Source organism: Actinomycetospora flava (genome assembly GCF_037400335.1).
Taxonomy (GTDB): Bacteria; Actinomycetota; Actinomycetes; order Mycobacteriales; family Pseudonocardiaceae; genus Actinomycetospora; species Actinomycetospora flava.
In genome coordinates, this window is sequence record NZ_JBBEGM010000001.1 from 809529 (window position 1) to 829845 (window position 20317).

Below are 20317 nucleotides of genomic sequence, written 5' to 3' on the forward strand. Positions count from 1 at the left end.
CACTCCTCGTCCCGACCCTCAGGGGTCCTCCAGGGGGACCGACAGCCCGTCCGGGTCCCCCGCCGCCATGGCTTTCGCGACCGGCTCGGTGAACGGTTCGAGACCGAGCGCGCCCAGGGCGAAGTGTGTGACGAGGTCGTGCCACGCGTGCGCCCTGCGCAGCATGGTGTGGCCGTCGCCCCGGACCTCGAAGCGCGCCACGCGGTCGGAGACCGACGCCACCCGCCCGGCGAACCACCGCGAGGCGTCCGGCGAGGTCATCCGCTCCCGGTCGCCGTGGGCGATGAGCACGGTCCGGTCGGCGAGGTGCGCGTACGGCTCCCCGCGCTCGATCCACGGCGCGAGCCCGGCCACGCCGACGACGCCGTCGTCACCCCCGGCGCGCAGCGCGGCCCGGCCGCCCATCGAGTGCCCGACCAGCACGACCGGGACGTCGCCGTGACGCGCCCGCACGTCGCGCAGCGCCCAGCGGGCGTCCTGCACCGGGTCGAGGTCGGGCGCGTTCCAGCCGCGGTAGCGGTAGCGCAGGAGCCCGACGTCGACCCCGCGCCGGGCGCCGGCCGCGGCGAGCGACCGCGCGAACGGCACCATGCGCAGGTAGGGCAGCCGCAGCCCGTCGGCGGCCTCGTGGCCGTTCGGGCGGCCGCCGTGCAGCAGGAGCACCGCGCCGGTCACCGGGCGGCGGGTGGCGGGGCGGACGCGATCGAGACGCGGCAGGGTCACCGGACCATCCTGCGGCCGACCGCCCGTCCCGGCGCGCGAGCGCCACCCCCGAACCGCCCGTGCCCGGGCTGCGAACGCGATCACGGCCAGACCCCTGCCGGAAGGACGACATCGCATGAAGGCCGGAGACACCGCCCCCGACTTCGAGCTCGCGGACGACACCGGCACCCGCCGGTCGCTGTCCGGGCTGCTCGCCGACGGCCCGGTGGTGCTGTTCTTCTACCCCTTGGCGTCCTCGGGCGGCTGCACGCAGGAGAGCTGCCACTTCCGCGACCTCGCCGGCGAGTTCGCGGCGGTCGGCGCCCAGCGCGTCGGCATCAGCGCCGACTCCGTCGAGAAGCAGCACGCCTTCTCCAGCGCGAACTCCTTCGACTACCCGCTGCTCTCCGACCCCGACGGGGCCGTCGCCAAGCAGTTCGGCGCGAAGCGCTCGTGGCTGCCGGCGCTGCCGGTGAAGCGCAAGACCTTCGTCATCGACACCGACCGCACGGTGCTCGAGGTGATCGGCAGCGAGATGAAGTTCGACCTCCACGCCGACGACGCCCTCAAGGCGCTGCGCGAGCGCCAGGGCGCCTGAGCCGCGGCGTCCGGCCCGCTCACGTGGCGCGGGCCGGACGCGAGCCCGGGGGCAGCGGCAGGAAGCCCGAGGTGCGGCGGACGTACTCGTCGTACCCGGGCCGCTGCGACATCGACTTCTCGGTGAGCTCCTTGCCGGTCACCGACACCAGCAGGTACGTCATCAGCAGCGGCCCGACGACGGTGACCAGCGCGAGCGGGTGTCCCGCCGCCACGATGAAGATCCCCCACCAGACGCACGCGTCGCCGAAATAGTTCGGGTGGCGCGTGTAGCGCCACAGGCCCGAGTCGAGGATCTTCCCCTTGTTGTCCGGGTCCGACTTGAACGCCGCCAGCTGCGCGTCGCCGACCGACTCGAACACGAACCCGACCAGCCACAGCACGATCCCGATGACGACGACGGGCACCACCGCCGAGGCGCGGACCATCGCCGCCAGCACCGGCAGCGAGACGACGAGCATCACGCCCGCCTGCGGCAGGTAGACCTTCCGCAGCACCGTGGACGTCACCGCGCCCGGCGCGTGCTCGTCGCCGAGCATCTCGGCGTAGCGCGGGTCCTCGCCCTTGCCGCGGTTGCGCCAGCCGATGTAGAGCGCGAGCCGCAGCCCCCACACCGCCACGAGCGCGAGCACGACCGTGCGCACCCCCGCGTCGCCGACGCCGAGCACGCCGGAGATGAGGTACGCGACGACGGCGACGGCCACGAACCCGAGGCCCCAGGTCACGTCGACGACGCTGTGGCGCCCGGTGGCGCGGGCGACGGCGAGCGTCACGCTGAACGCCGCCAGCACCGTCGCCACCGCGCCCACGAGCAGCAGGCCGAACGCGGCCAGGTCGAAGCTCACGTGCCCGGCTTACCCGCCTCCGTGCGCGAGCGCACCGCCCAGTCGTCCCGGGTGGCGGGCATCCCGCTGCGGCCGCGGTCGGTGGGGCGGGCCAGGAGGATCTGGTCGACGCCCATGCGGTTCTCCTCGAACGCCAGCGCGCCGCCCGCGAGGTAGAGCCGCCACATGCGCGCCCCGCGCTCGCCGAGCAGCGACACCGCCTCGTCGAAGTGCTCCTCGAGGGTGGCGAGCCAGGCGCGGATGGTCGGCACGTAGTGCTCGCGCATCACGTGGACGTCGCGCACCTCGAGCCCGGCGTGCTGCAGGAACGTGAGGGTGTCGCCGACCGGGCGCATGACCATGTCGGGGGTCACGTAGGTCTCGATGAACGCGCCGCCGCCGGGGGCGTTCGCGCCGCGGGACATCTGCTGCACGAGCGCCCGCCCGCCCGGGCGCAGCGCGCCGTGCAGCGTCGCGGCGAAGGTCGGGTAGTGCTCGTCGCCGACGTGCTCGCCCATCTCGATCGCGCTGACGGCGTCGAACGGGCCGTCGGTGGCGGTGATGCGCTCGGCGACGTCGCGGTAGTCGAGCAGGTCGACCTGCACCTTCCCCGCCAGCCCCTCGGCGCGGATGCGGGCGTTGACCTGGTCGCGCTGCTCGCGGGAGATCGTCACCGCGCGGACGTTCGCGCCGTGCTCGCGGGCGGCGTGGACCGCCAGCGAGCCCCAGCCGCAGCCGATGTCGAGCAGTCGCCGGCCCGGGGCGAGGTCGAGCTTGCGGCAGATGAGCTCGAGCTTGTCGTGCTGGGCCTGCGGCAGCGTGCTGTCCTCGGAGGTCCAGTAGCCCGACGAGTAGGCCATCGAGTCGTCGAGCAGCAGCGAGTAGAAGGCGTTGCCGGCGTCGTAGTGGTGGGCGATGACGTCGCGGTCGCGCCGGCGGCTGTGCAGGCGGCCCTTGATGCGGATCGCCTCGGGGGGCGGGGCGGGCTTCGTCCCGATCAGCCCCAGTCGTGCCGCCTTGGTCGCGAGGCCGGGGATCTCGCTCAGGCCCGGGCGGCGCTTCGTGACCGTTCCGGCGTTCACTAGCGTCCACATCGCCGAGAGCCCCTCGGCGAGGTCGCCGTCGACGTCGAGATCGCCCGACACGTAGGCGTGCGCGAGCCCCATCTCGCCGGGCTCCCAGAGCAGCCGGCGCAGCGCCCGCCGCGACCGCAGCACCACCGTCGGCACGCCCGGCCCCGGCGCCGCCCCGGCCTCGCTGCCGTCCCACGCCCGGATGCGCACCGGCACCGGTCCCTCGAGGAACGCCCCGACCGCATCCGCCACCCGCTGCGCCGCGCCTGCACCCACGCCGATCTCCTTCCGTCGCCTCGCCCGGGGAATCGGACCAGAGCCGCCGGCGGTTCGCCTCTGCGGTGGACGTCGCACTCCGAAGATCGCGGTTGGGCGTAGACGGCGTGTCGTCCGGGTGATCCGAGTACGGAATGTGCTCGGATTCACTCCATGGGGGTAGGTCTGGGGGTCAACGACGTCCCGATCGTGGGGGAACCGGTCGCGTTCGGGGCGGGGTTCATCGCGCTGCTGTTCGTGTGCTTCTCGACCTACATCGCGCGGTATTTCTACTTCTACGCCGCCACGGGCGGGTCGCTGCTCACGCTCGTCGGTCTTGCTCAACCGATCGGCGGCTACGCGATCGACGAGAAAGGGCTGGTGTTCGGCAGACTGGTCGTCGGTGGCCGAGGGCTACCTGTCGTCGTCCTCGCCTACATCGCCGGCTACATCGGTCCGCCCCTGCTCGGGGTGGCCGGGGCGGCCCTGATCGCCGCCGGGAACCCTTGGGCCGTCCTCCTCGGCACGACCTTCCTTTCACTGCTCGCACTCCTCGTAGCGGGAAACCCACTCGGCTTCACGATCCCGCTCCTGATCGTCCTCGGCCTCGGCGCCGCCCTTTTCTACGGAAGCGGGGACCAGCAAGCCTTCGCGGCGGCCTTCGTGGTGTGGTTCCTCCTCTTCGGCGGAATCGCCGGGGCCTTCCGCGCCTCGGGCCTGGGTGGCGAGCGCAACACCCTTGCCGGGAGGACCTTCATCCCCGCTGTGGTGTGGCAACTTCTGTTCATCTCCGTCGCGATCGTGTCGTTGATCGTTGGCGGTCAACTGCTCCTCCGCCCCGGTTACGACGTCGTCTAAGAGCTACTACCGCGGGACTCGCTACCCCAGCAGGATCAGCATCCCCGGCACGGCGCCGGGAGCAGAGCGCGGGAGGGCACCCCGATGAGCACGTATGTCCTGGTCCACGGCTCCTGGCACGACGGCGGCCTCTGGGAGGGCGTCGCCGAACCCCTCCGCGCCGCGGGCCACACCGTGCACACGCCGACGGTCGCCGGGCACGGCCCGGGCGTCGACAAGGCCGTGAACCACGACGACTGCGTCGCCTCGATCGTCGACCACGTCGTCGGCCAGGACCTCTCCGACATCGTCCTGCTCGGCCACAGCTTCGGCGGCACCGTCATCGCCCGCGTCGCCGAGGAGATCCCCGACCGCATCCGGCGCCTGATCTTCTGGAACGCCTTCGTGCCGGCGCCGGGCAACTGCCTCGACGACGAGACCCCGCCGCACTACCGGGAGCTCTTCGCCCAGCTCGCCGCGAGCACCGACGACGACACGATCATGCTGCCGTTCCCGGTCTGGCGGGAGGCGTTCATCCAGGACGCGCCGCTCGAGCTGGCCCAGTCGACCTACGAGCTGCTCTCCCCCGAGCCGGCGCAGCCCTTCCGCGACAAGCTCGCGCTCACCCGCTTCTACGAGTCCACGATCCCCCGGTCCTACATCAACGCGACCGAGGACATCGCGCTGCCGCCCGGCGAGTGGGCCTGGCACCCGCGCATGTCGAGCCGCCTGGGCATGTACCGCCTGGTGCAGCTGCCCGGCAGCCACGAGGTCATGTTCACCAACCCCGGGCTGCTGGCGCAGAAGATCGTCGAGGCGGGCCGCGACTGAGACCCGGGCGTTTCTACGCATGCACGTCGGGCCCCGGCGAGACATGATCCGGGGCATGGCGCGGCAGGACCGACTCCGACGGATCTCCCAGTCCCACGACCGTCGGCGGTCGGGGCGCGGGATCCGCCTCTGGCGCAAGCTCGCGATCTGGGTGCTCTACCCGCGCACCGACCGCGGCTTCTGGTACGGGTTCGCGATCGACCTGCTCTGGCCGGTGCTCATGGCCGTCGCCCGCTGGGACTACCGCGGCGGGAACCAGGTGCCCACCCGGGGCGGCGCGCTGCTCGCGGTCAACCACCTCTCGCACGTCGACCCGATCGTGCTGGTCAGCTACGTGCTCGCCAACGGCCGCGTGCCGCGGTTCCTCGCGATGAAGGAGCTGTGGGGCCAGACGTTCGTCGGCGCGCCCCTGCGCGGGGGCCGGCACATCCCCGTCGACCGCGGCAAGTCCGGGATCGAGGCGTACCGCGCGGCGGTCGAGGCGGTCCAGCGCGGCGAGGTGGTCGTCGTCTACCCGGAGGGCGGGTTCGCCGACCACTCCGACGGCTGGCCCCGCGCCGCCCGCACCGGCATCGCGCGGATGGCGCTGGAGACCGGCGCGCCGGTCATCCCCGTCGCGCAGTGGGGCTCCAACCACCTGCTGCCGCCCACCGCCACACGCCCGACGCTGTTCCCCCGCGCCACGCTGCGGGTGCTCGCGGGCCCGCCGGTCGCCCTCGACGACCTGCGCGCGGGCCGCATCGGCCGAAAGTCCCTGCAGGAGGCCACCGACCGCATCATGGGCCGGATCACCGAGCAGCTCGCCGTGCTCCGCGGTGAGGAGCCCCCGCAGCGCCCCGAGCCCGTCGAGCCCGCCCACGCCGACGACCTCCAGCCGCCCGCGGTGAGCTGAGCAGACGGCGACGATCAGCAGACCGGAACGCACCTCGGGAAGGGTGCTCGAGATGCCTTTCCACCTGCTGATCTCCAGCCCCTGGAGATGAACGGGAGCACATGATCACGGGCGTGCCCACGCACCTCGTCGCCACGCCCCGGTGCACCACGACGCCCTTGATCTCCACGGACGCGCCGGGCCTTCCCCGAGGACCGCGTGCCGAGCCCCGCGCCCACCCCGAGAACGACCGAAGGGCACCCTCGCCCGGAAGAACCGAGCGAGGGTGCCCTTCGGTCACATCAGGACCCGCGACCTAGCCGTTCATCTGCTTCTGCATCTCCTCGACGACGCTCGGGTCGACGAGCGTGGACGTGTCGCCCAGCTCCTCCCCCTCGGCGAGGTTCTTGAGGAGCCGCCGCATGATCTTGCCCGACCGCGTCTTCGGCAGGTCGTTGGCGAAGATCACCGTGGCCGGGCGGGCCAGCTTGCCGATCGACTGGGCCACCTGCTCGCGCAGCGCCTGCTCCAGTTCCTCGGTGCCCTGCTTGTCGCCCTTGAGCGAGACGAAGGCGATGATCGCCTGGCCGGTGTCGTCGTCCTTGCGCGCCGCGACGGCGGCCTCGGCGACGTCGGCGTGCTCCACCAGCGCGCTCTCCACCTCGAAGGTCGAGAGGCGGTGCCCGGACACGTTGACGACGTCGTCGATGCGACCCATGAGCTGGATGTCGCCGTCGGCGTCGTACTTGGCGCCGTCACCGGCGAAGTACGCGTCGGAGTACTTCGACCAGTACGTGTCCTTGAACCGCTCGTCGTCCTTGTAGAGCGTGCGCATCATGCCCGGCCAGGGCTGGGTGAGCACGAGGTTGCCGGTCTGCTCGACGTCGAGCTGGTTGCCCTCGTCGTCGCGGATCTCGGGCCGCACGCCCGGGAAGGGCTGCTGCGCCATGCCGGGCTTGAGCGTCGTGATGCCCGGCAGCGGCGTGATCAAGATGTGCCCGGTCTCGGTCTGCCACCAGGTGTCCATGATCGGCGCCGTGCCGCCGCCGACGTGCTCGCGGTACCACTCCCACACGTCGGGGTTGATCGGCTCGCCGACGCTGCCCAGGATCTTGATCGAGGACAGGTCGTGGCCCTCGATGTGCTGCTCGCCCGCCTTCATGTGCGACTTGATCGCCGTGGGCGAGGTGTAGAGGATCGAGACCCCGTACTTGTCGATGATCTTCCACCAGACGTCCTTGCCCGGGTAGCCGGGGACACCCTCGAAGAGCACCGACGTGCACGCGTTGGCCAGCGGGCCGTAGGTGATGTAGCTGTGCCCGGTGATCCAGCCGATGTCGGCCGCGCACCAGTAGACCGAGTCGTCCTTGACGTCGAAGACCAGGTTGTGGGTCGTCGTGACGCCGAGGAGGTAGCCGGCGGTGGTGTGGACGACGCCCTTCGGCTTGCCGGTCGAGCCCGAGGTGTAGAGGAGGAAGAGCAGGTCCTCGGAGTCCATCGGCTCGCACGGGCAGCTCTCGGGGTCGTCCGAGACGTTCGCGGTGAGGTCGTGGAGGTAGACGTCCCGGTCGTTCATCGGGATGTCCGCACCGCTCCGCCGGACGACGACGATCTTCTCGACGGTCGTCGGGCCGGCGTCGAGGCCCTCGTCGGCGTTGGTCTTCTGCGCGCCGGCCTTGCCGCCGCGCATGGCCTCGTCCTGGGTGATGAGGACCTTGCACTCGAGGTCGTTGCAGCGCTCGGCGACGGCCTTGCCGCTGAAGCCGCCGAACACCACGGTGTGCGGCGCGCCGAGACGGGCGCACGCGAGCATCGCCACGACCGCCTCGGGGATCATCTGCATGTAGATGCCGACCGGCACGCCCTTGCCGACGCCGAGCTCCTTGAGCCCGTTGGCCATCTTCACGACCTCGCGCTGGAGCTCCGAGAACGTGATGTCACGTGCCTCGGGCGAGTCGGGCCCGTCGTCCGGGACGACGTGCAGCGCGACCTTGTCGCCCTTACCGCCCTCGACGTGGCGGTCGACGCAGTTGTAGCAGGCGTTGAGCTTTCCGCCGACGAACCACTTCGCGTACGGGAGCTGCCAGTCGAGGACCTCGTCGTAGTCCTCGAACCAGTCCAGGCGCTGCTTCGCCTGCTCGTCCCAGAACTCCCGGAGGTCCTGCTCCTTCATCTCCGGCCGCACGTTGGCCGTCTTCGACAGCTCCGGGTCCGGCGGGTACGTCTTCCCCTCGGTGGCCGTCTGTTCCGACATCCGCGTGTGCCTCCCGGTCGATCCACGGGCACCGGTCGTCACCGTTCGACGCCGGTGCCCCCTTGCTGTGTGCGCAGCGTCTTGCACAACCCGGTCCGTGGCAACGGTGCGATCGGAGGGGTCGTGGACAGGGTGGCGAGGACCGGCTGCGCGAGCAGTGTGACGATCTAGCCGTGCCCCGACCCGACCACCTCGACGCGGAACGTCGCCCTACGGACGGTGTCGACGTCTCAGATGCCCGATTGTGGCGTGGCTTACGCACCGCCCTCGCTCACGGCGGCTTCACCGTCGACGGAGTGGCCGAACTGCTCGGCCCGGCCGCCCGCGCCGCGCTCGACCGCGGGGAGACGACGCCGGCCCGCCGGGCGGTCCGGCACGCCGGGGTCGCCGGCACGCTCGTGCGCCTGTTCCTGCTGGGTGACGCCGTCCCGCGTACCGAGGTCGCCGCCGCCCTCGACCCCGTCGACGTCGACGAGGCGGCCGGCGCCGGGCTGCTGGACGTCGACGGCGACCTCGTGACCGCCGCCCTCGACCTGCGCCCCCACGGCGACGCGGCGATTCCGACCGCGCCGCCGTGGTGGGTGCTCTCGGACCTCGAGGTCGCGCCGCAGGGCCGGACCGCCGACCGCGAGCACGTCCTCGGCACCGGGGCGGCGTCGCTCTCGCTGGCGCGGGCGACGGTGCGGCGCCCGGTCGCGACCCTGCTCGACGTCGGCACGGGGTGCGGGGTGCAGGGGCTGCACTGCTCGGGCCACGCCGGCCGGCTCACCGCCACGGACGTCTCCGAGCGCGCGTTGGACATGGCGCGGGTGACGTTCGCGCTGTCGGGGGTCGACGCGGAGGTGCTCGCCGGGCCCTGGCTGGAGCCGGTCGCCGGGCGGCGCTTCGACCAGATCGTCAGCAACCCGCCGTTCGTGCCCGGGCCGCCGCAGGTCGACCACGTCTACCGCGACGCGGGGCTGGGCGGGGACGGGGCGTCGGCGCTGCTGGTCGGCGCCCTGCCGGCGCACCTCGCCGAGGGCGGGGTGGCGCAGCTGCTCGCGTCGTGGCTGATCACGTCCGAGGACTGGACCGAGCGCCCGCGCACCTGGCTCGACGAGGCCGCCCGGTCCGTGGCGCCGGGCGGGCTCGACGCGTGGGTGGTGCAGCGCGACGTCGCCGACCCCGCCCTGCACGTCGGGACCTGGCTGCGCGACGCCGGCGTCGACCCCGCCTCGCCGGAGGGGACGGCGCTGTCCGAGCGGTGGCTCGACTTCCTGGCCGCCGAGGGCGTGCAGGCCGTCGGGTTCGGGTTCGTCACGCTGCGGCGCACCGCGCCGGACGTGCCGGGCACCGTCGTCTGCGAGGACCTGCGCCAGTCCCACGACGACCCCCTGGGTCCGGAGATCGAGGCGTGGCTCGACCGCACCGCGTGGCTGGCGCAGCACCCCGGCGAGGCGCTGCTCGACGCCCGCCTGCGGGTGCCGGACACCGTGGCGCTGGAGCGCGGACTGATCGGCACCGACGAGGGGTGGGACCCGGTCGCGGCGACCCTCGTGCGCCTCGACGGGCCCCAGTGGCGCCACGACGTCGACGAGCTCGGCGTCGCGCTGCTCGCCGGGTGCCGGGGGTACCTCCCGCTGCGCGACCTCGTGGAGCTGCTGGCCGTCGCCCACGGGCGCGATCCCGAGGAGCTCGCCGCCGCCGCACTGCCCGTGGTCCGCGACCTCGTGCACCACGGGATGCTGGTGCCGGCGTGAGAGCCGTCGTGAGCCGTGTCGTGTGGGCGCGGGTGGTCGTCGACGACGAGGTCGTCGGCGAGCTCGAGGAACCGGGAGTGCTCGTGCTGCTCGGCGTGCACCGCGACGACGGCCCCGACGCGCCGGCCACCATGGCCCGCAGGCTGCACGAGCTGCGCATCCTGCGCGACGAGCACACCGAGTTCGATGGTCGAGCTCCGCGGAGCTACGTCTCCTGCGCCGAGACGGGCGCCGGCCTGCTCGTCGTCAGTCAGTTCACCCTGTACGGGGACACCCGCAAGGGCCGGCGTCCCTCGTGGTCCGCCGCCGCGCCGCCGGACTCGGCCCGCGACGCCGTGGACGCCGTCGTCACCGCCCTGCGTGATCGCGGCGCACCCGTCGCGACCGGGAAGTTCGGCGCGGACATGCGCGTTGAATCCTGTAACGACGGCCCGTTCACGGTGATCGTCGAAAGCTGAACGTCGAGATCTTCACTCCCGCCACACGTTGCCTCCGAGTGGTGTCCGCCATGCGTCACGCACGACACAGCGGGCACCCGTGACCGGAAGCCCCCGGCGGGAACGAACGCCGATCCCGACGCGTTCGACCTAGTGACGCGGCGCCCCAGCATCTTCGCGCCGCGCAGGGAGGAAGCAATGACGGCGACACTCGCACCGCAGACCGGGTCCGAGGCGGCTCTGCCTTCTGTGCCTGCTGAGAGCGACCTCGACGCCCAGGGCCCTGCGGCGGACCTCGTCCGCGTCTACCTCAACGGTATCGGAAAGACCGCGCTGCTGACCGCCGCCGACGAGGTGGAGCTGGCGAAGCGCATCGAGGCCGGCGTCTACGCCGCACACCTGCTCGAGGAGTCCGGTCAGGACCTCGAGCAGCAGCGCGCCGCCGACCTCCGGGCGGTGGCCCGTGACGGCCGCCGCGCCCGTGCGCACCTGCTCGAGGCCAACCTGCGCCTCGTGGTCTCGCTCGCCAAGCGGTACACCGGACGCGGCATGCCGCTGCTCGACCTGATCCAGGAGGGCAACCTGGGTCTGATCCGGGCCGTGGAGAAGTTCGACTACACCAAGGGCTTCAAGTTCTCGACCTACGCGACGTGGTGGATCCGTCAGGCCATCACCCGCGGCATGGCCGACCAGGCCCGCACCATCCGCCTGCCCGTCCACCTGGTCGAGCAGGTCAACAAGCTGGCCCGCATCAAGCGTGACCTCCACCAGACCCTCGGTCGCGAGGCGACCAACGAGGAGCTGGCGGAGGAGTCGGGGCTGACGCCGGAGAAGGTCGCCGACCTCCTCGACCACAGCCGCGACCCGGTCAGCCTGGACATGCCGGTCGGCTCCGAGGAGGAGGCCCCGCTCGGGGACTTCATCGAGGACGCCGAGGCCACCGACGCCGAGTCGACGGTCATCTCCGGCCTGCTCCACGACGACATGCGCCGCGTCATCGCGACGCTGGACGACCGCGAGCAGAACGTCATCCGGCTGCGCTACGGCCTCGACGACGGCCAGCCGCGCACGCTCGACCAGATCGGACGCCAGTTCGGGCTCTCGCGTGAGCGGGTGCGCCAGATCGAGCGCGAGGTCATGGTCAAGCTCCGCGACGGCGACCGCGCCCGGCGGCTCAAGGCCTACGCCGCGAGCTGAGCGCGACCGACCCACCGGCACGCTGCGTGACCGTATCGGTCCCGCAGCGGCCACCGGGTCGACGCATTGACGGTGACTCGCCGGTAACGGCAGTCTGAAGCGCACGGGCCGGATGTGACCCCACTCACGTGGGGTCACCCGGCCCGGCCAATGACCACGGGACGGGCTGGCCCTCACACAGCCCGTCGGCGACGGGAGACCGGGACGGTCGGGGGCCAGCCCGGTCTTCCGGCTTTTCTAGGCCACCGCGCCGGTCAGGACGACCGGCCGCTCCCCCAGCGGCGCCTGCAGCGTCGCCTCCAGCGGCGGGTAGACGAGCTCCCGGGTGCACGGGCCCGGCCCGGTGCTGAACTGCTCCACGCGCAGCACGACGCGCTCGGCACCCTGCTCCACCACGGTGAGCCGCGCGTCCGTGCACCCGCCCGCGCGCCCGTACACGCCCACCACGTCCGCCCCGCGCGTCCACACGAGCCTCGGCAGGCCGCCCGGTAGCGTGCTCGCGTCCACCCGCCCCGTCGGGAGCGCCGTGGCGCCGGCCGGAGGTGCCGCGGTGAGCGGGTCCGGCTCCGCCGGGACCGGGCGGTTCGAGGGCGGTGGCGCGCCGGTCGGGATCGTCGGCGAGGTGCCCGGCGCCGGGGGCTCGGGCGTCCCCGACTGCCCGCAGCCCGCGGCCAGCAGCACGGCGGCGACGAGCAGGCCGAGGCGCAGGGTCGGCGGGGGGACACGGGGTCGGCACATGGTCCCACCGACCGTAGGGCGACCCCGGCCACGACGCCGTCCCGACGCGGTCACTCCTTCGAGGCGCGCCGTGGTGGTTCCGCGTCAGCGCAGCCGGCGCGGTCCGCCGTCGCGGGGGCCCGGGGGCGGGCCGAGGGTGACCGTGACGCCGGTGGCGTGGGCGCCCCGGTCGGCGGCGAGCACGGGGTCGAGCACGAGCGAGCGGATCTCGGGGACCGCGTCGGCGAGCACCCCGATGCGCAGCACCAGGTCCTCGAGGGCCGGCAGGTCGGCGCGGCGGGCCCCCCGGTAGCCGTCGAGCAGCGGGGCCGCCCGGGGCGCGCGCACGAGCGTCGCGGCGTCCATCGTCGACAGCGGCGTGGCCCGGTAGGCACGGTCGCCGAGCAGCTCGCCGACCACGCCCGCGAGCCCGAACGAGACCAGCGAGCCGAACGACGGGTCGTCGCGGATCTCGATCACGCACGGGATGCCCGGCGGCGCCTGCACCTGGACGTACACCTCGTCGCTGCCGGAGAGCTCGACGAGCTGGTCGTAGGCGCTCGCGATCGCCGAGGACTCGGTGAGCCCCACGTGCACGCCGCGCAGGTCGGTGCGGTGTCGCCAGCGCCGGTCGGCGGTCTTGAGCACCGCCGCGCCGCCGAGCTCCCGGGCCGCCGCGACGGCGTCGTCGGCCGAGTGGACCCGGCGGAACGGGGCGACGACGACCCCGACGCAGCGCAGCAGCGCGTCGGCCTGCTCATCGCTGAGCACCGTGCGGGGCGCCGGGGCGATGTCGTCCACCAGCGCCCGCGCGGCGTCGACGTCGACGCCCTCCGGGACGACGAAGTCGCCGACGGGCCGCGAGCGCCACTGCGTGTACCGCACGGCCCGGGACAGGGCGAGGACCGCGCGCTCGGGGCTCGGGTACGAGGGGATGCTCCCGCGCTGGGGCCCGGCGTCGCCGTCGCCGACCGTCAGCACCTCGGGCACGCCCTCGGAGGCGAGGAACGTGGAGACCACCGGCTTCTCGGCGCCGCGGACGGCGTCGGCGAGCGCGCGGGCGTGGTCGGTCGGGTCGGTGGTGACCGCGGGGACGAAGACGACGACCAGCGAGTCGCACTGGTCGTCGGCGAGCAGGTCGGCGACCGCGGCGTGCAGCTCCTCGGCGCCTGCCGACGTGCCGAGGTCGACGGGGTCGCGCGCCAGGAACAGGCCCTGGGCGAGGACGACGTCCGCGGCGAGGATGCCGAGCGCGGTGGAGTTGCCGACGATCCCGACCCGCGGGCCGGGCGGCAGCGGCTGGTGCGCCAGCAGCTGGGCGGCGTCGAAGAGCTCGTCCACCGAGTCGACCCGGATGACCCCGGACTGGTCGAACACCGCGGCCACCGCGGCCTCGTCGATCGGCTGCCCGCTGGCCGCGAGCCCCGGCGCGGCGGCGACGTGCCGGCCGCTCTTCACGGCGACCACGGGCTTCTGCCGCGCGAGCCGCCGCGCGACCCGGGCGAACTTGCGCGGGTTGCCGAAGGTCTCCAGGTAGAGCAGCACGACGTCGGTGTCGGGGTCGGTGTCCCAGTACTGCATGAGGTCGTTGCCCGACAGGTCGGCGCGGTTGCCGGCGGACACGAACGACGACAGCCCCAGGCGCCGCTCGGCGGCCGCGGCGAGGATCTGGATGCCCAGCGCGCCGGACTGGCAGAAGAACCCGACCCGCCCCGGCGGCGGCAGGTGCGGCGCGAGCGAGGCGTTCAGCGACACCTTCGCGTCGAGGTTGACCACGCCCAGCGCGCTCGGCCCCACGACGCGCATCCCGTTCGCGCGGGCGTCGGTGACGAGCCCGCGCTGCGCGGCGAGCCCGGTCGGGCCCTTCTCGCCGAAGCCCGAGGTGATGACGACGAGCGCGCGCACGCCCTTCGACAGGCAGGCGTCGAACACCCCGGGCACCTCGTCGGGCGGGACCGCGAGCACGGCGAGGTCGACGTCGTCGGGGATGTCGGTGACCGACGGGTAGGCCCGCACGCCGCGCACCGACCGCGCCTCGGGGTGCACCGGGTACACGGGGCCGGTGAACCCGCCGCGGAGCAGGTTCGCGAGCACGACGTGGCCGATCTTGGTCCGGTCCGGCGAGGCGCCGACCACGGCTACCGACCGCGGGGTGAGGACGTTCGCGACGCTGCGGGCCTCGGCGCGCTGCTCGCGGGAGAGCTGCACCTCGCGGGCGCGGGAGGTCGAGGCGACGTCGAACTCCAGGTGCAGCGTCGAGCCCTCGAGCGCGCGGCTGACCTCGAACCCGGCCTCGCGGAACACGCGCACCATCTGGTGGTTCTCGGTGAGCACCTCGGCGACGAAGCGGGTCAGCCCGCACTCGCGGGCGGCCGCCGCGAGGTGCTCGAGCAGGATCGAGCCGAGCCCGCGGCCCTGGTGGTCGTCGCGCACGACGAACGCGACCTCGGCGGCCGGCGACTCCGCGAGCCGCACGTAGCGCCCGATCGCGATGATCTCCCGGCCGAGCCACAGCACCAGGGCGACCCGGTCGTGGTGGTCGACCTCGACGAAGTTCTTGAGGTCGCGCTCGGGGATCTGCGGGTAGGGGCTGAAGTACCGGAAGTAGCGGGTGCGGTCCGAGAGCTGCGCGTGGAAGGCGACGACGGCGTCGGCGTCCTCGGTGGAGATCGGGCGCAGGTGCGCGGTCGCCCCGTCGGAGGCGACGACGTCGGCCTCCCAGTGCGCGGGGTAGGGCGCGTCGGGTACCGCCCGGACCTCTGCGGTGATGGCGTCGGGGTCCGCCGTCTCGGTCATCTCCGCCTTCAGGGAGTCAGTCGCGGGAGTCCGCGGGGTCGAGGCCGTGCAGCGGGAACACCGCGCGGCGGGTCTCGAGCAGGAAGGGGTCGACCTCGACCTCGGTGAACCCGCCCCACGGCTCGAAGTCGGTGGGCGCGTCCTCGGTCATCGACGTCGGCAGGGGCCGGCGGGTCTTCCCCGTCGCGTAGGACGTCCAGTCGGCGGGGATGGTGCGGTGCGGCTCGACGTCGCGGTCGAGCACCGTGGCCAGCAGGTGGGTCCACGACCGCGGGACCGCCCGGAAGAGGCCGTAGCCGCCCCCGCCGAGGGCGAGCCACTTCCCGTCGCTGTGCTCGGCGGCCAGGCGCCGCAGGCTCTGGTAGATCGCCCGGTGCCCGTCGACCGAGAGGGAGAGCTCGGCCAGCGGGTCCTCGTGGTGGGTGTCCACGCCGCACTGGGTGACGAGGATCTGCGGCCGGAACGACCGCAGCAGCCCGGGGACGACGGCGTGGAAGGCGCGCAGCCAGCCGGCGTCGCGGGTGCCCGGCGGGAGCGCGAGGTTCACCGCGCTGCCGGACGCCCGCCCGCTGCCGAGCTCCGAGGCGAACCCGGTGCCCGGCCACAGGGTGCGCGGGTGCTGGTGCATCGAGATCGTCAGCACGCGGTCGTCGTCGTAGAACGCGGCCTGCACGCCGTCGCCGTGGTGGACGTCGGTGTCGATGTAGCAGATGCGCTCGTAGCCGTGGTCGAGCAGCCAGGAGATCGCCACCGCGCAGTCGTTGTAGACGCAGAAGCCCCAGGCGTGGTCGGCCATCGCGTGGTGCAGGCCGCCGGCGATGTTGACCGCCCGGTCGGCGCGGCCCTCGGCGATCTCGCGGGCCGCGGCGATCGAGCCGCCGCACACCAGCGCGCTCGCCTCGTGCATGCCCTCGAAGATCGGGTTGTCGGACGTGCCGAGCTGGTGGATCGGGTCGTCGCCGCTGGTCGGGGCCCGGCGCACCGCCTCGAGGTACGACGCGACGTGGATGCGCTCGACCTCGGAGTCCGGGGCGGGCGACGGCACCAGCGGCTCGATCCCCTCGAGCACTCCGAGGGAGTCGGCGAGGCGCATCGTGAGGTCGAGGCGGACGGGGTGCAGCGGATGCTCGTCCGAGAGCTTGTAGCCCAGGAGACTCTCGTCCCACACCACGGCCACGCGGGCCGGGTCCACGGTCGGCGCGCCGGAGCTCGTCACGAGCCCGACGGTACCGGTCGGCCTACCCCTCGCCCGTCTCCATGGTCGAGCTCCGGCTTCGCTACGTCTCCGTCTCTACGGGGCGCCCGGTGCCGCACCAGTGCGACCAGCTGCCGACGTAGAGGCCGGCGGGGTCCTCCGGCGGGCGCAGGCCGGCGTGCTCGAGGCCGAGCACCAGCATCGCCGCGCTCACCCCGGAGCCGCAGTAGGCCCCGACCGCCCCGGCCTCCTCGACCAGCGGGCGCAGGACGGCGGCGGCGTCGTCGGGGTCGCGCCAGTGCCCGTCGGCGACCAGCGAGGCCGCCGGCAGGTTGGCCGCGCCGGGCACGTGGCCCGCGATCGGGTCGATCGGCTCGGTCTCGCCGCGGAAGCGCTCGGCGGCCCGGCCGTCGAGCAGGACGCCCTCGGTGCCGGCGGCCAGCCCGGCCGCGTCCTCCGCGGTGAGCACGGGCATCGCGCCCGTGCGGATCTGCAGGCCCCCGGGGCGCCGGACGCCGCCGCCGGCGGTGGACACCTCGCCGCCGTCGGCGACCCACGCGGGGAACCCGCCGTCGAGCACGGCGACCTGGCCGGGGCGCAGGCCCGCCCAGCGCAGCACCCACCACGCGCGCGCCGACGCCATCCCGTCGCCGCCGTCGTAGAGGACGATCTCGGAGTCGGCGTCCGCCCCGGCGCGCTGCAGCGTCTCCTCGAGCACGTCGGGGTCGGGCAGCGGGTGCCGGCCGGCGGGCCCGGGCGGGCCGGCGAGCTCGGTGTCGAGGTCGACGTACACCGAGCCGGGGACGTGCCCCGCGTCGTGCTCCACGAGACCCGGCGGGTCCTCCCGCGCGGCGGCCTTGCGCTCCTTCGCGGTGCGGGGCGGCGGGCGCAGCGTCCAGCGGACGTCGAGCACGACAGGGCGCCCGTCCTCGCGCCCCAACGCCTCGCGCAGCCAGGCGACGGACACGACGGGCGTGGGCAGGGGACCCGGCGAGGTGGCCATGCGACGATCGTGCCCTGCCCCACGGCGTGACCGCCGTCCGGTGTCCGGCGTCGTCGGTACCATGGGTGTGCAGAAAGGGGTGGGCATGAACGACCTCATCGACACCACCGAGATGTACCTCCGCACGATCTACGAGCTCGAGGAGGAAGGGGTCGTCCCCCTCCGAGCCCGCATCGCCGAACGTCTCGAGCAGAGCGGGCCGACCGTGAGCCAGACCGTGGCGCGCATGGAGCGCGACGGTCTCGTCCACGTGGCCGGCGACCGCCACCTCGAGCTCACGCCCGGCGGCCGCGCCAAGGCGGTGGCGGTCATGCGCAAGCACCGCCTCGCCGAGCTGCTGCTCGTCAACGTCATCGGTCTCGAGTGGGAGCACGTCCACGTCGAGGCGTGCCGCTGGGAGCACGTCATGAGCGACGCGGTGGAGCGCAAGCTCTTCACGCTGCTCGGCGAGCCGTCGGTGTCGCCGTACGGCAACCCGATCCCCGGGCTCGAGTCCCTGCGGAGCAACGACGGCGACGGCGAGGCCGCGCTGCCGACCCGCACGCCGACCCCCGACGAGGCCGGTCTCGTCCGCCTCGACGAGTTCGCGCGCAGCGGCGGCGGCAAGGTCGAGGTGCGCCGCATCGCCGAGCACATCCAGCTCAACGAGCCCCTCATGGCCCACCTCAAGAGCGCCGGTGTCCTGCCGGGCAGCGACGTCGACGTCGTGGCGATCCCCCGCTTCGGCGACGCCGTGGGCGTGGGGCACAAGGGCTCGCGCTCCGAGGTCGACCCGCTGGTGGCCCACGCCGTGCTGGTGCGGGCCCAGTAGCGAGCTCCGCCGACCCCGCCCGGCACACTGGCGTCATGACGTTGGTGGTCACGGGCGGGGCGGGCTATGTCGGCAGCGTCTGCGCGCAGCACCTGCTCGACGCCGGGCACGACGTGGTGGTGGTCGACGACCTGTCCACCGGCCACGAGGACGCCGTCCCCTCCGGGGCGCGGCTCGTGGTGGGCGACGTCGCGGAGGTCGCCGACGAGGTCCTCGGCGCCGGTGGGGTCGACGGCGTGATCCATTGCGCGGCGCGCTCGCTGGTCGGCGAGTCGGCCGAGAAGCCCGCGAAGTACTGGCACGGCAACGTCGTCACGACGATCCGGCTCCTCGACGCGCTGCGCCGCCACGAGGTGCCGCGCCTGGTGTTCTCGTCGACCGCCGCCACGTACGGCGAGCCGGAGACCTCGCCGATCACCGAGGACGCGCCCACCCGCCCCACCAACACCTACGGCGCCACGAAGCTCGCCGTCGACCACGCGATCGGCACCTACGCCGCGGCGTCGGGGCGCGCGTTCGGCGCGGTGAGCCTGCGGTACTTCAACGTGGCCGGGGCGCACGCCGCGCCGACCCTGGGCGAGCGGCACACCGTCGAGACCCACCTCATCCCGCTCGTCCTGCAGGTCGCCCTCGGGCAGCGCGACGAGATCGCGATCTTCGGCGACGACTGGCCCACCGCCGACGGCACCTGCGTGCGCGACTACATCCACGTCGACGACCTCGCCGAGGCCCACCTCCTCGCGCTCGACCTGCTCGCCCGCGGCGAGGCTCCCGAGGGCGGGCACCTCGTGTGCAACCTCGGCAACGGCACCGGCTTCTCCGTGCTCGAGGTGATCGAGGCGTGCCGCCGGGTCACCGGCCACCCGATCCCGGCGCGCGTGGCGCCGCGGCGCACCGGCGACCCCGGCGTCCTCGTCGCCTCCTCCGCGCGGGCCCGCGACGAGCTGGGCTGGAAGCCGGCCCACACCGACCTCGACCGGATCGTCGCCGACGCCTGGGACTTCGCCCGGTCCCGCGCGGCGGGCTGAGCCTCACCCGGCCCGTCCCCGCAGGCGCTCGGCGGTCTCCGCGCTGGAGTCGCGGATGATCCTGCGCACCGCGTCCGGGCCCGCCCCGGTGGCCAGGAGTGCCTCGACGATCGCCGCGAGGCGGTGGCCGGGGTCGGCGCGCCGCGCGCGGTCGAGGGCGACGCCGACGAGCGCGCCGCCGCCCCGCACCAGGAGCGCGCAGGCGAGCATCACCGCCGGGTCGGCGACCTCGGGGGCCGGCAGCCTCCGCACCAGCAGGGTCCACAGCTGCCGCGCGGCGCCCGCGGCGGCCTCGTCGGGATCGAGCGCCCAGCCCATGGCGACGTCGCGCACCGCCGGGTCGCCCAGCGCGACGGCGAGCCGCGCGATCTCGACGTCGGTCAGCACGCGGCCGGCGGCCACCTCGTCGCGGGCGGCGGCGACGGCGGCGAGGTCGCGGCGCGCGGCGGCGGGCCCGCCGAGCTCCCGGTCGAGGATCGCCGCCTCCAGCTCCGCGCGGATCAGCTCGGCGAGCTGCGGGTCCGGCGGGCCCGCGGCCAGTGAGGCCTCGAGCTCGGCGCGGGAGCCGAAGGTGACGTGCCCGAGCCAGGCCGCCGCGGCCGCGAACGGCGAGTCCTCCGTCGGCCCGACCGTGCCCCGACAGTCGCACGGCGGGTAGCAGCGCCACGGCGCCCCGCCGGCGATCCGCGGCACCCACAGCCGGGTGGGCGCGCCGATCCTCCTGCCGGCGAAGGCCGCGCCGACCGCGTCGGCGACGTCCCGGCGCGGGGGATCCCCGTTCCCGCCGCCCACCACGACCGCGATCACCTCGCGGGGGCCGGCCGGCGCCATGCGCGTCGCGAGGCCGTGCACGGCGTCCGTCGTCTCGGGGGGCGGCGGCAGATCGGTGCGGGCGACGACCCCGAGACGGCGGCCTCCCGGTGCCCCGTCGGTGCCGTGGACGGCGACGAGGACCAGGGACTCGACGGGCGGGAACCCGATCAGGTGGGGGACGGCGGCCACGAGCTCGCCGGGATCGCGCAGGCGCAGCTCCGGACGGTCGGCGTCGGGCGGGCGGGGGCGGTGGTCGGTGCTCACGCGGGTTCCGACGCAGCGACGGTTCCCCCGGATCCATCGGGTTCCCGGCCCTGTGGACAACTCCCCGCACGGT

18 protein-coding genes are annotated in these 20317 nt (G+C 74.0%); 9 read left to right on the forward strand and 9 right to left on the reverse strand.

Going from position 1 to position 20317, the window contains the following annotated elements:
• Nucleotides 1-18 precede the first annotated feature (18 nt).
• Nucleotides 19-723 (reverse strand): alpha/beta hydrolase, encoded by a 705-nt coding sequence (locus tag WCD58_RS04000; protein WP_337699714.1) that lies wholly within the window; start codon nucleotides 721-723, stop codon nucleotides 19-21.
• Between the two features lie 115 nt (nucleotides 724-838).
• Between WCD58_RS04000 and WCD58_RS04005 the strand changes: the two genes are divergently transcribed.
• The gene (locus WCD58_RS04005) at nucleotides 839-1300 is read left to right on the forward strand and encodes a peroxiredoxin (RefSeq protein ID WP_337699716.1); all 462 of its coding nucleotides are present in this window, start codon (nucleotides 839-841) and stop codon (nucleotides 1298-1300) included.
• 19 nt (nucleotides 1301-1319) lie between these two features.
• Here WCD58_RS04005 and WCD58_RS04010 read toward each other — a convergent pair whose 3' ends face one another.
• Both WCD58_RS04010 and WCD58_RS04015 read right to left on the reverse strand, forming a co-directional pair.
• Complete coding sequence (locus WCD58_RS04010) at nucleotides 1320-2144, reverse strand: DUF1295 domain-containing protein (protein ID WP_337699718.1); 825 nt, start codon at nucleotides 2142-2144, stop codon at nucleotides 1320-1322.
• Nucleotides 2141-3472, reverse strand: coding sequence for a class I SAM-dependent methyltransferase (locus WCD58_RS04015; RefSeq protein ID WP_337699720.1), 1332 nt, complete (start codon nucleotides 3470-3472; stop codon nucleotides 2141-2143). Before WCD58_RS04015 ends, WCD58_RS04010 begins: the two co-directional genes overlap by 4 nt.
• Before the next feature lie 153 nt (nucleotides 3473-3625).
• Here WCD58_RS04015 and WCD58_RS04020 point away from each other — a divergent pair, with 153 nt between their 5' ends.
• From WCD58_RS04020 to WCD58_RS04030, 3 genes are all read left to right on the forward strand, one after another.
• A complete protein-coding gene (locus WCD58_RS04020) occupies nucleotides 3626-4309 on the forward strand; it encodes a M50 family metallopeptidase (protein ID WP_337699722.1) in 684 nt (227 codons plus the stop codon).
• A gap of 84 nt (nucleotides 4310-4393) precedes the next feature.
• Nucleotides 4394-5119, forward strand: coding sequence for an alpha/beta fold hydrolase (locus WCD58_RS04025; protein WP_337699724.1), 726 nt, complete (start codon nucleotides 4394-4396; stop codon nucleotides 5117-5119).
• 55 nt (nucleotides 5120-5174) lie between these two features.
• On the forward strand, nucleotides 5175-6011 hold the full coding sequence (locus WCD58_RS04030) for a lysophospholipid acyltransferase family protein (RefSeq protein WP_337699726.1): 837 nt from the start codon (nucleotides 5175-5177) through the stop codon (nucleotides 6009-6011).
• A 295-nt stretch (nucleotides 6012-6306) separates the two neighbouring features.
• Here WCD58_RS04030 and acs read toward each other — a convergent pair whose 3' ends face one another.
• Complete coding sequence (gene acs / locus WCD58_RS04035) at nucleotides 6307-8244, reverse strand: acetate--CoA ligase (protein ID WP_337699729.1); 1938 nt, start codon at nucleotides 8242-8244, stop codon at nucleotides 6307-6309.
• A 242-nt stretch (nucleotides 8245-8486) separates the two neighbouring features.
• Between acs and WCD58_RS04040 the strand changes: the two genes are divergently transcribed.
• The 3 genes from WCD58_RS04040 to WCD58_RS04050 all read left to right on the forward strand — a co-directional run bounded on the left by WCD58_RS04040 (nucleotide 8487) and on the right by WCD58_RS04050 (nucleotide 11617).
• Nucleotides 8487-9983 carry a DUF7782 domain-containing protein gene (locus WCD58_RS04040; protein ID WP_444876313.1) on the forward strand — a complete coding sequence of 499 codons (1497 nt, stop codon included), beginning with the start codon at nucleotides 8487-8489 and terminating at the stop codon, nucleotides 9981-9983.
• The gene (gene dtd, locus WCD58_RS04045; RefSeq protein ID WP_337699733.1) at nucleotides 9980-10441 is read left to right on the forward strand and encodes a D-aminoacyl-tRNA deacylase; all 462 of its coding nucleotides are present in this window, start codon (nucleotides 9980-9982) and stop codon (nucleotides 10439-10441) included. The genes WCD58_RS04040 and dtd overlap by 4 nt, the downstream gene beginning before the upstream one ends.
• Nucleotides 10442-10618: 177 nt before the next feature.
• Complete coding sequence (locus WCD58_RS04050) at nucleotides 10619-11617, forward strand: sigma-70 family RNA polymerase sigma factor (protein ID WP_337699735.1); 999 nt, start codon at nucleotides 10619-10621, stop codon at nucleotides 11615-11617.
• A 237-nt stretch (nucleotides 11618-11854) separates the two neighbouring features.
• Here WCD58_RS04050 and WCD58_RS04055 read toward each other — a convergent pair whose 3' ends face one another.
• From WCD58_RS04055 to WCD58_RS04070, 4 genes are all read right to left on the reverse strand, one after another.
• Complete coding sequence (locus WCD58_RS04055) at nucleotides 11855-12355, reverse strand: hypothetical protein (RefSeq protein WP_337699737.1); 501 nt, start codon at nucleotides 12353-12355, stop codon at nucleotides 11855-11857.
• Nucleotides 12356-12439: 84 nt separating this feature from the next.
• On the reverse strand, nucleotides 12440-15130 hold the full coding sequence (locus WCD58_RS04060) for a bifunctional acetate--CoA ligase family protein/GNAT family N-acetyltransferase (RefSeq protein WP_337699739.1): 2691 nt from the start codon (nucleotides 15128-15130) through the stop codon (nucleotides 12440-12442).
• A 16-nt stretch (nucleotides 15131-15146) separates the two neighbouring features.
• The gene (locus tag WCD58_RS04065; RefSeq protein WP_337699741.1) at nucleotides 15147-16346 is read right to left on the reverse strand and encodes an acetoin utilization protein AcuC; all 1200 of its coding nucleotides are present in this window, start codon (nucleotides 16344-16346) and stop codon (nucleotides 15147-15149) included.
• 61 nt (nucleotides 16347-16407) lie between these two features.
• Nucleotides 16408-17328 (reverse strand): sulfurtransferase, encoded by a 921-nt coding sequence (locus WCD58_RS04070; protein WP_337699743.1) that lies wholly within the window; start codon nucleotides 17326-17328, stop codon nucleotides 16408-16410.
• Nucleotides 17329-17413: 85 nt separating this feature from the next.
• Here WCD58_RS04070 and WCD58_RS04075 point away from each other — a divergent pair, with 85 nt between their 5' ends.
• Nucleotides 17414-18139 carry an iron-dependent transcriptional repressor DtxR gene (locus WCD58_RS04075; RefSeq protein WP_337699745.1) on the forward strand — a complete coding sequence of 242 codons (726 nt, stop codon included), beginning with the start codon at nucleotides 17414-17416 and terminating at the stop codon, nucleotides 18137-18139.
• Between the two features lie 35 nt (nucleotides 18140-18174).
• Nucleotides 18175-19167, forward strand: coding sequence for a UDP-glucose 4-epimerase GalE (gene galE, locus WCD58_RS04080; protein ID WP_337699747.1), 993 nt, complete (start codon nucleotides 18175-18177; stop codon nucleotides 19165-19167).
• Nucleotides 19168-19170: 3 nt separating this feature from the next.
• Here galE and WCD58_RS04085 read toward each other — a convergent pair whose 3' ends face one another.
• Nucleotides 19171-20244, reverse strand: a complete 1074-nt coding sequence (locus tag WCD58_RS04085; RefSeq protein ID WP_337699750.1) for a DUF4192 domain-containing protein — start codon at nucleotides 20242-20244, stop codon at nucleotides 19171-19173.
• Nucleotides 20245-20317 lie beyond the last annotated feature (73 nt).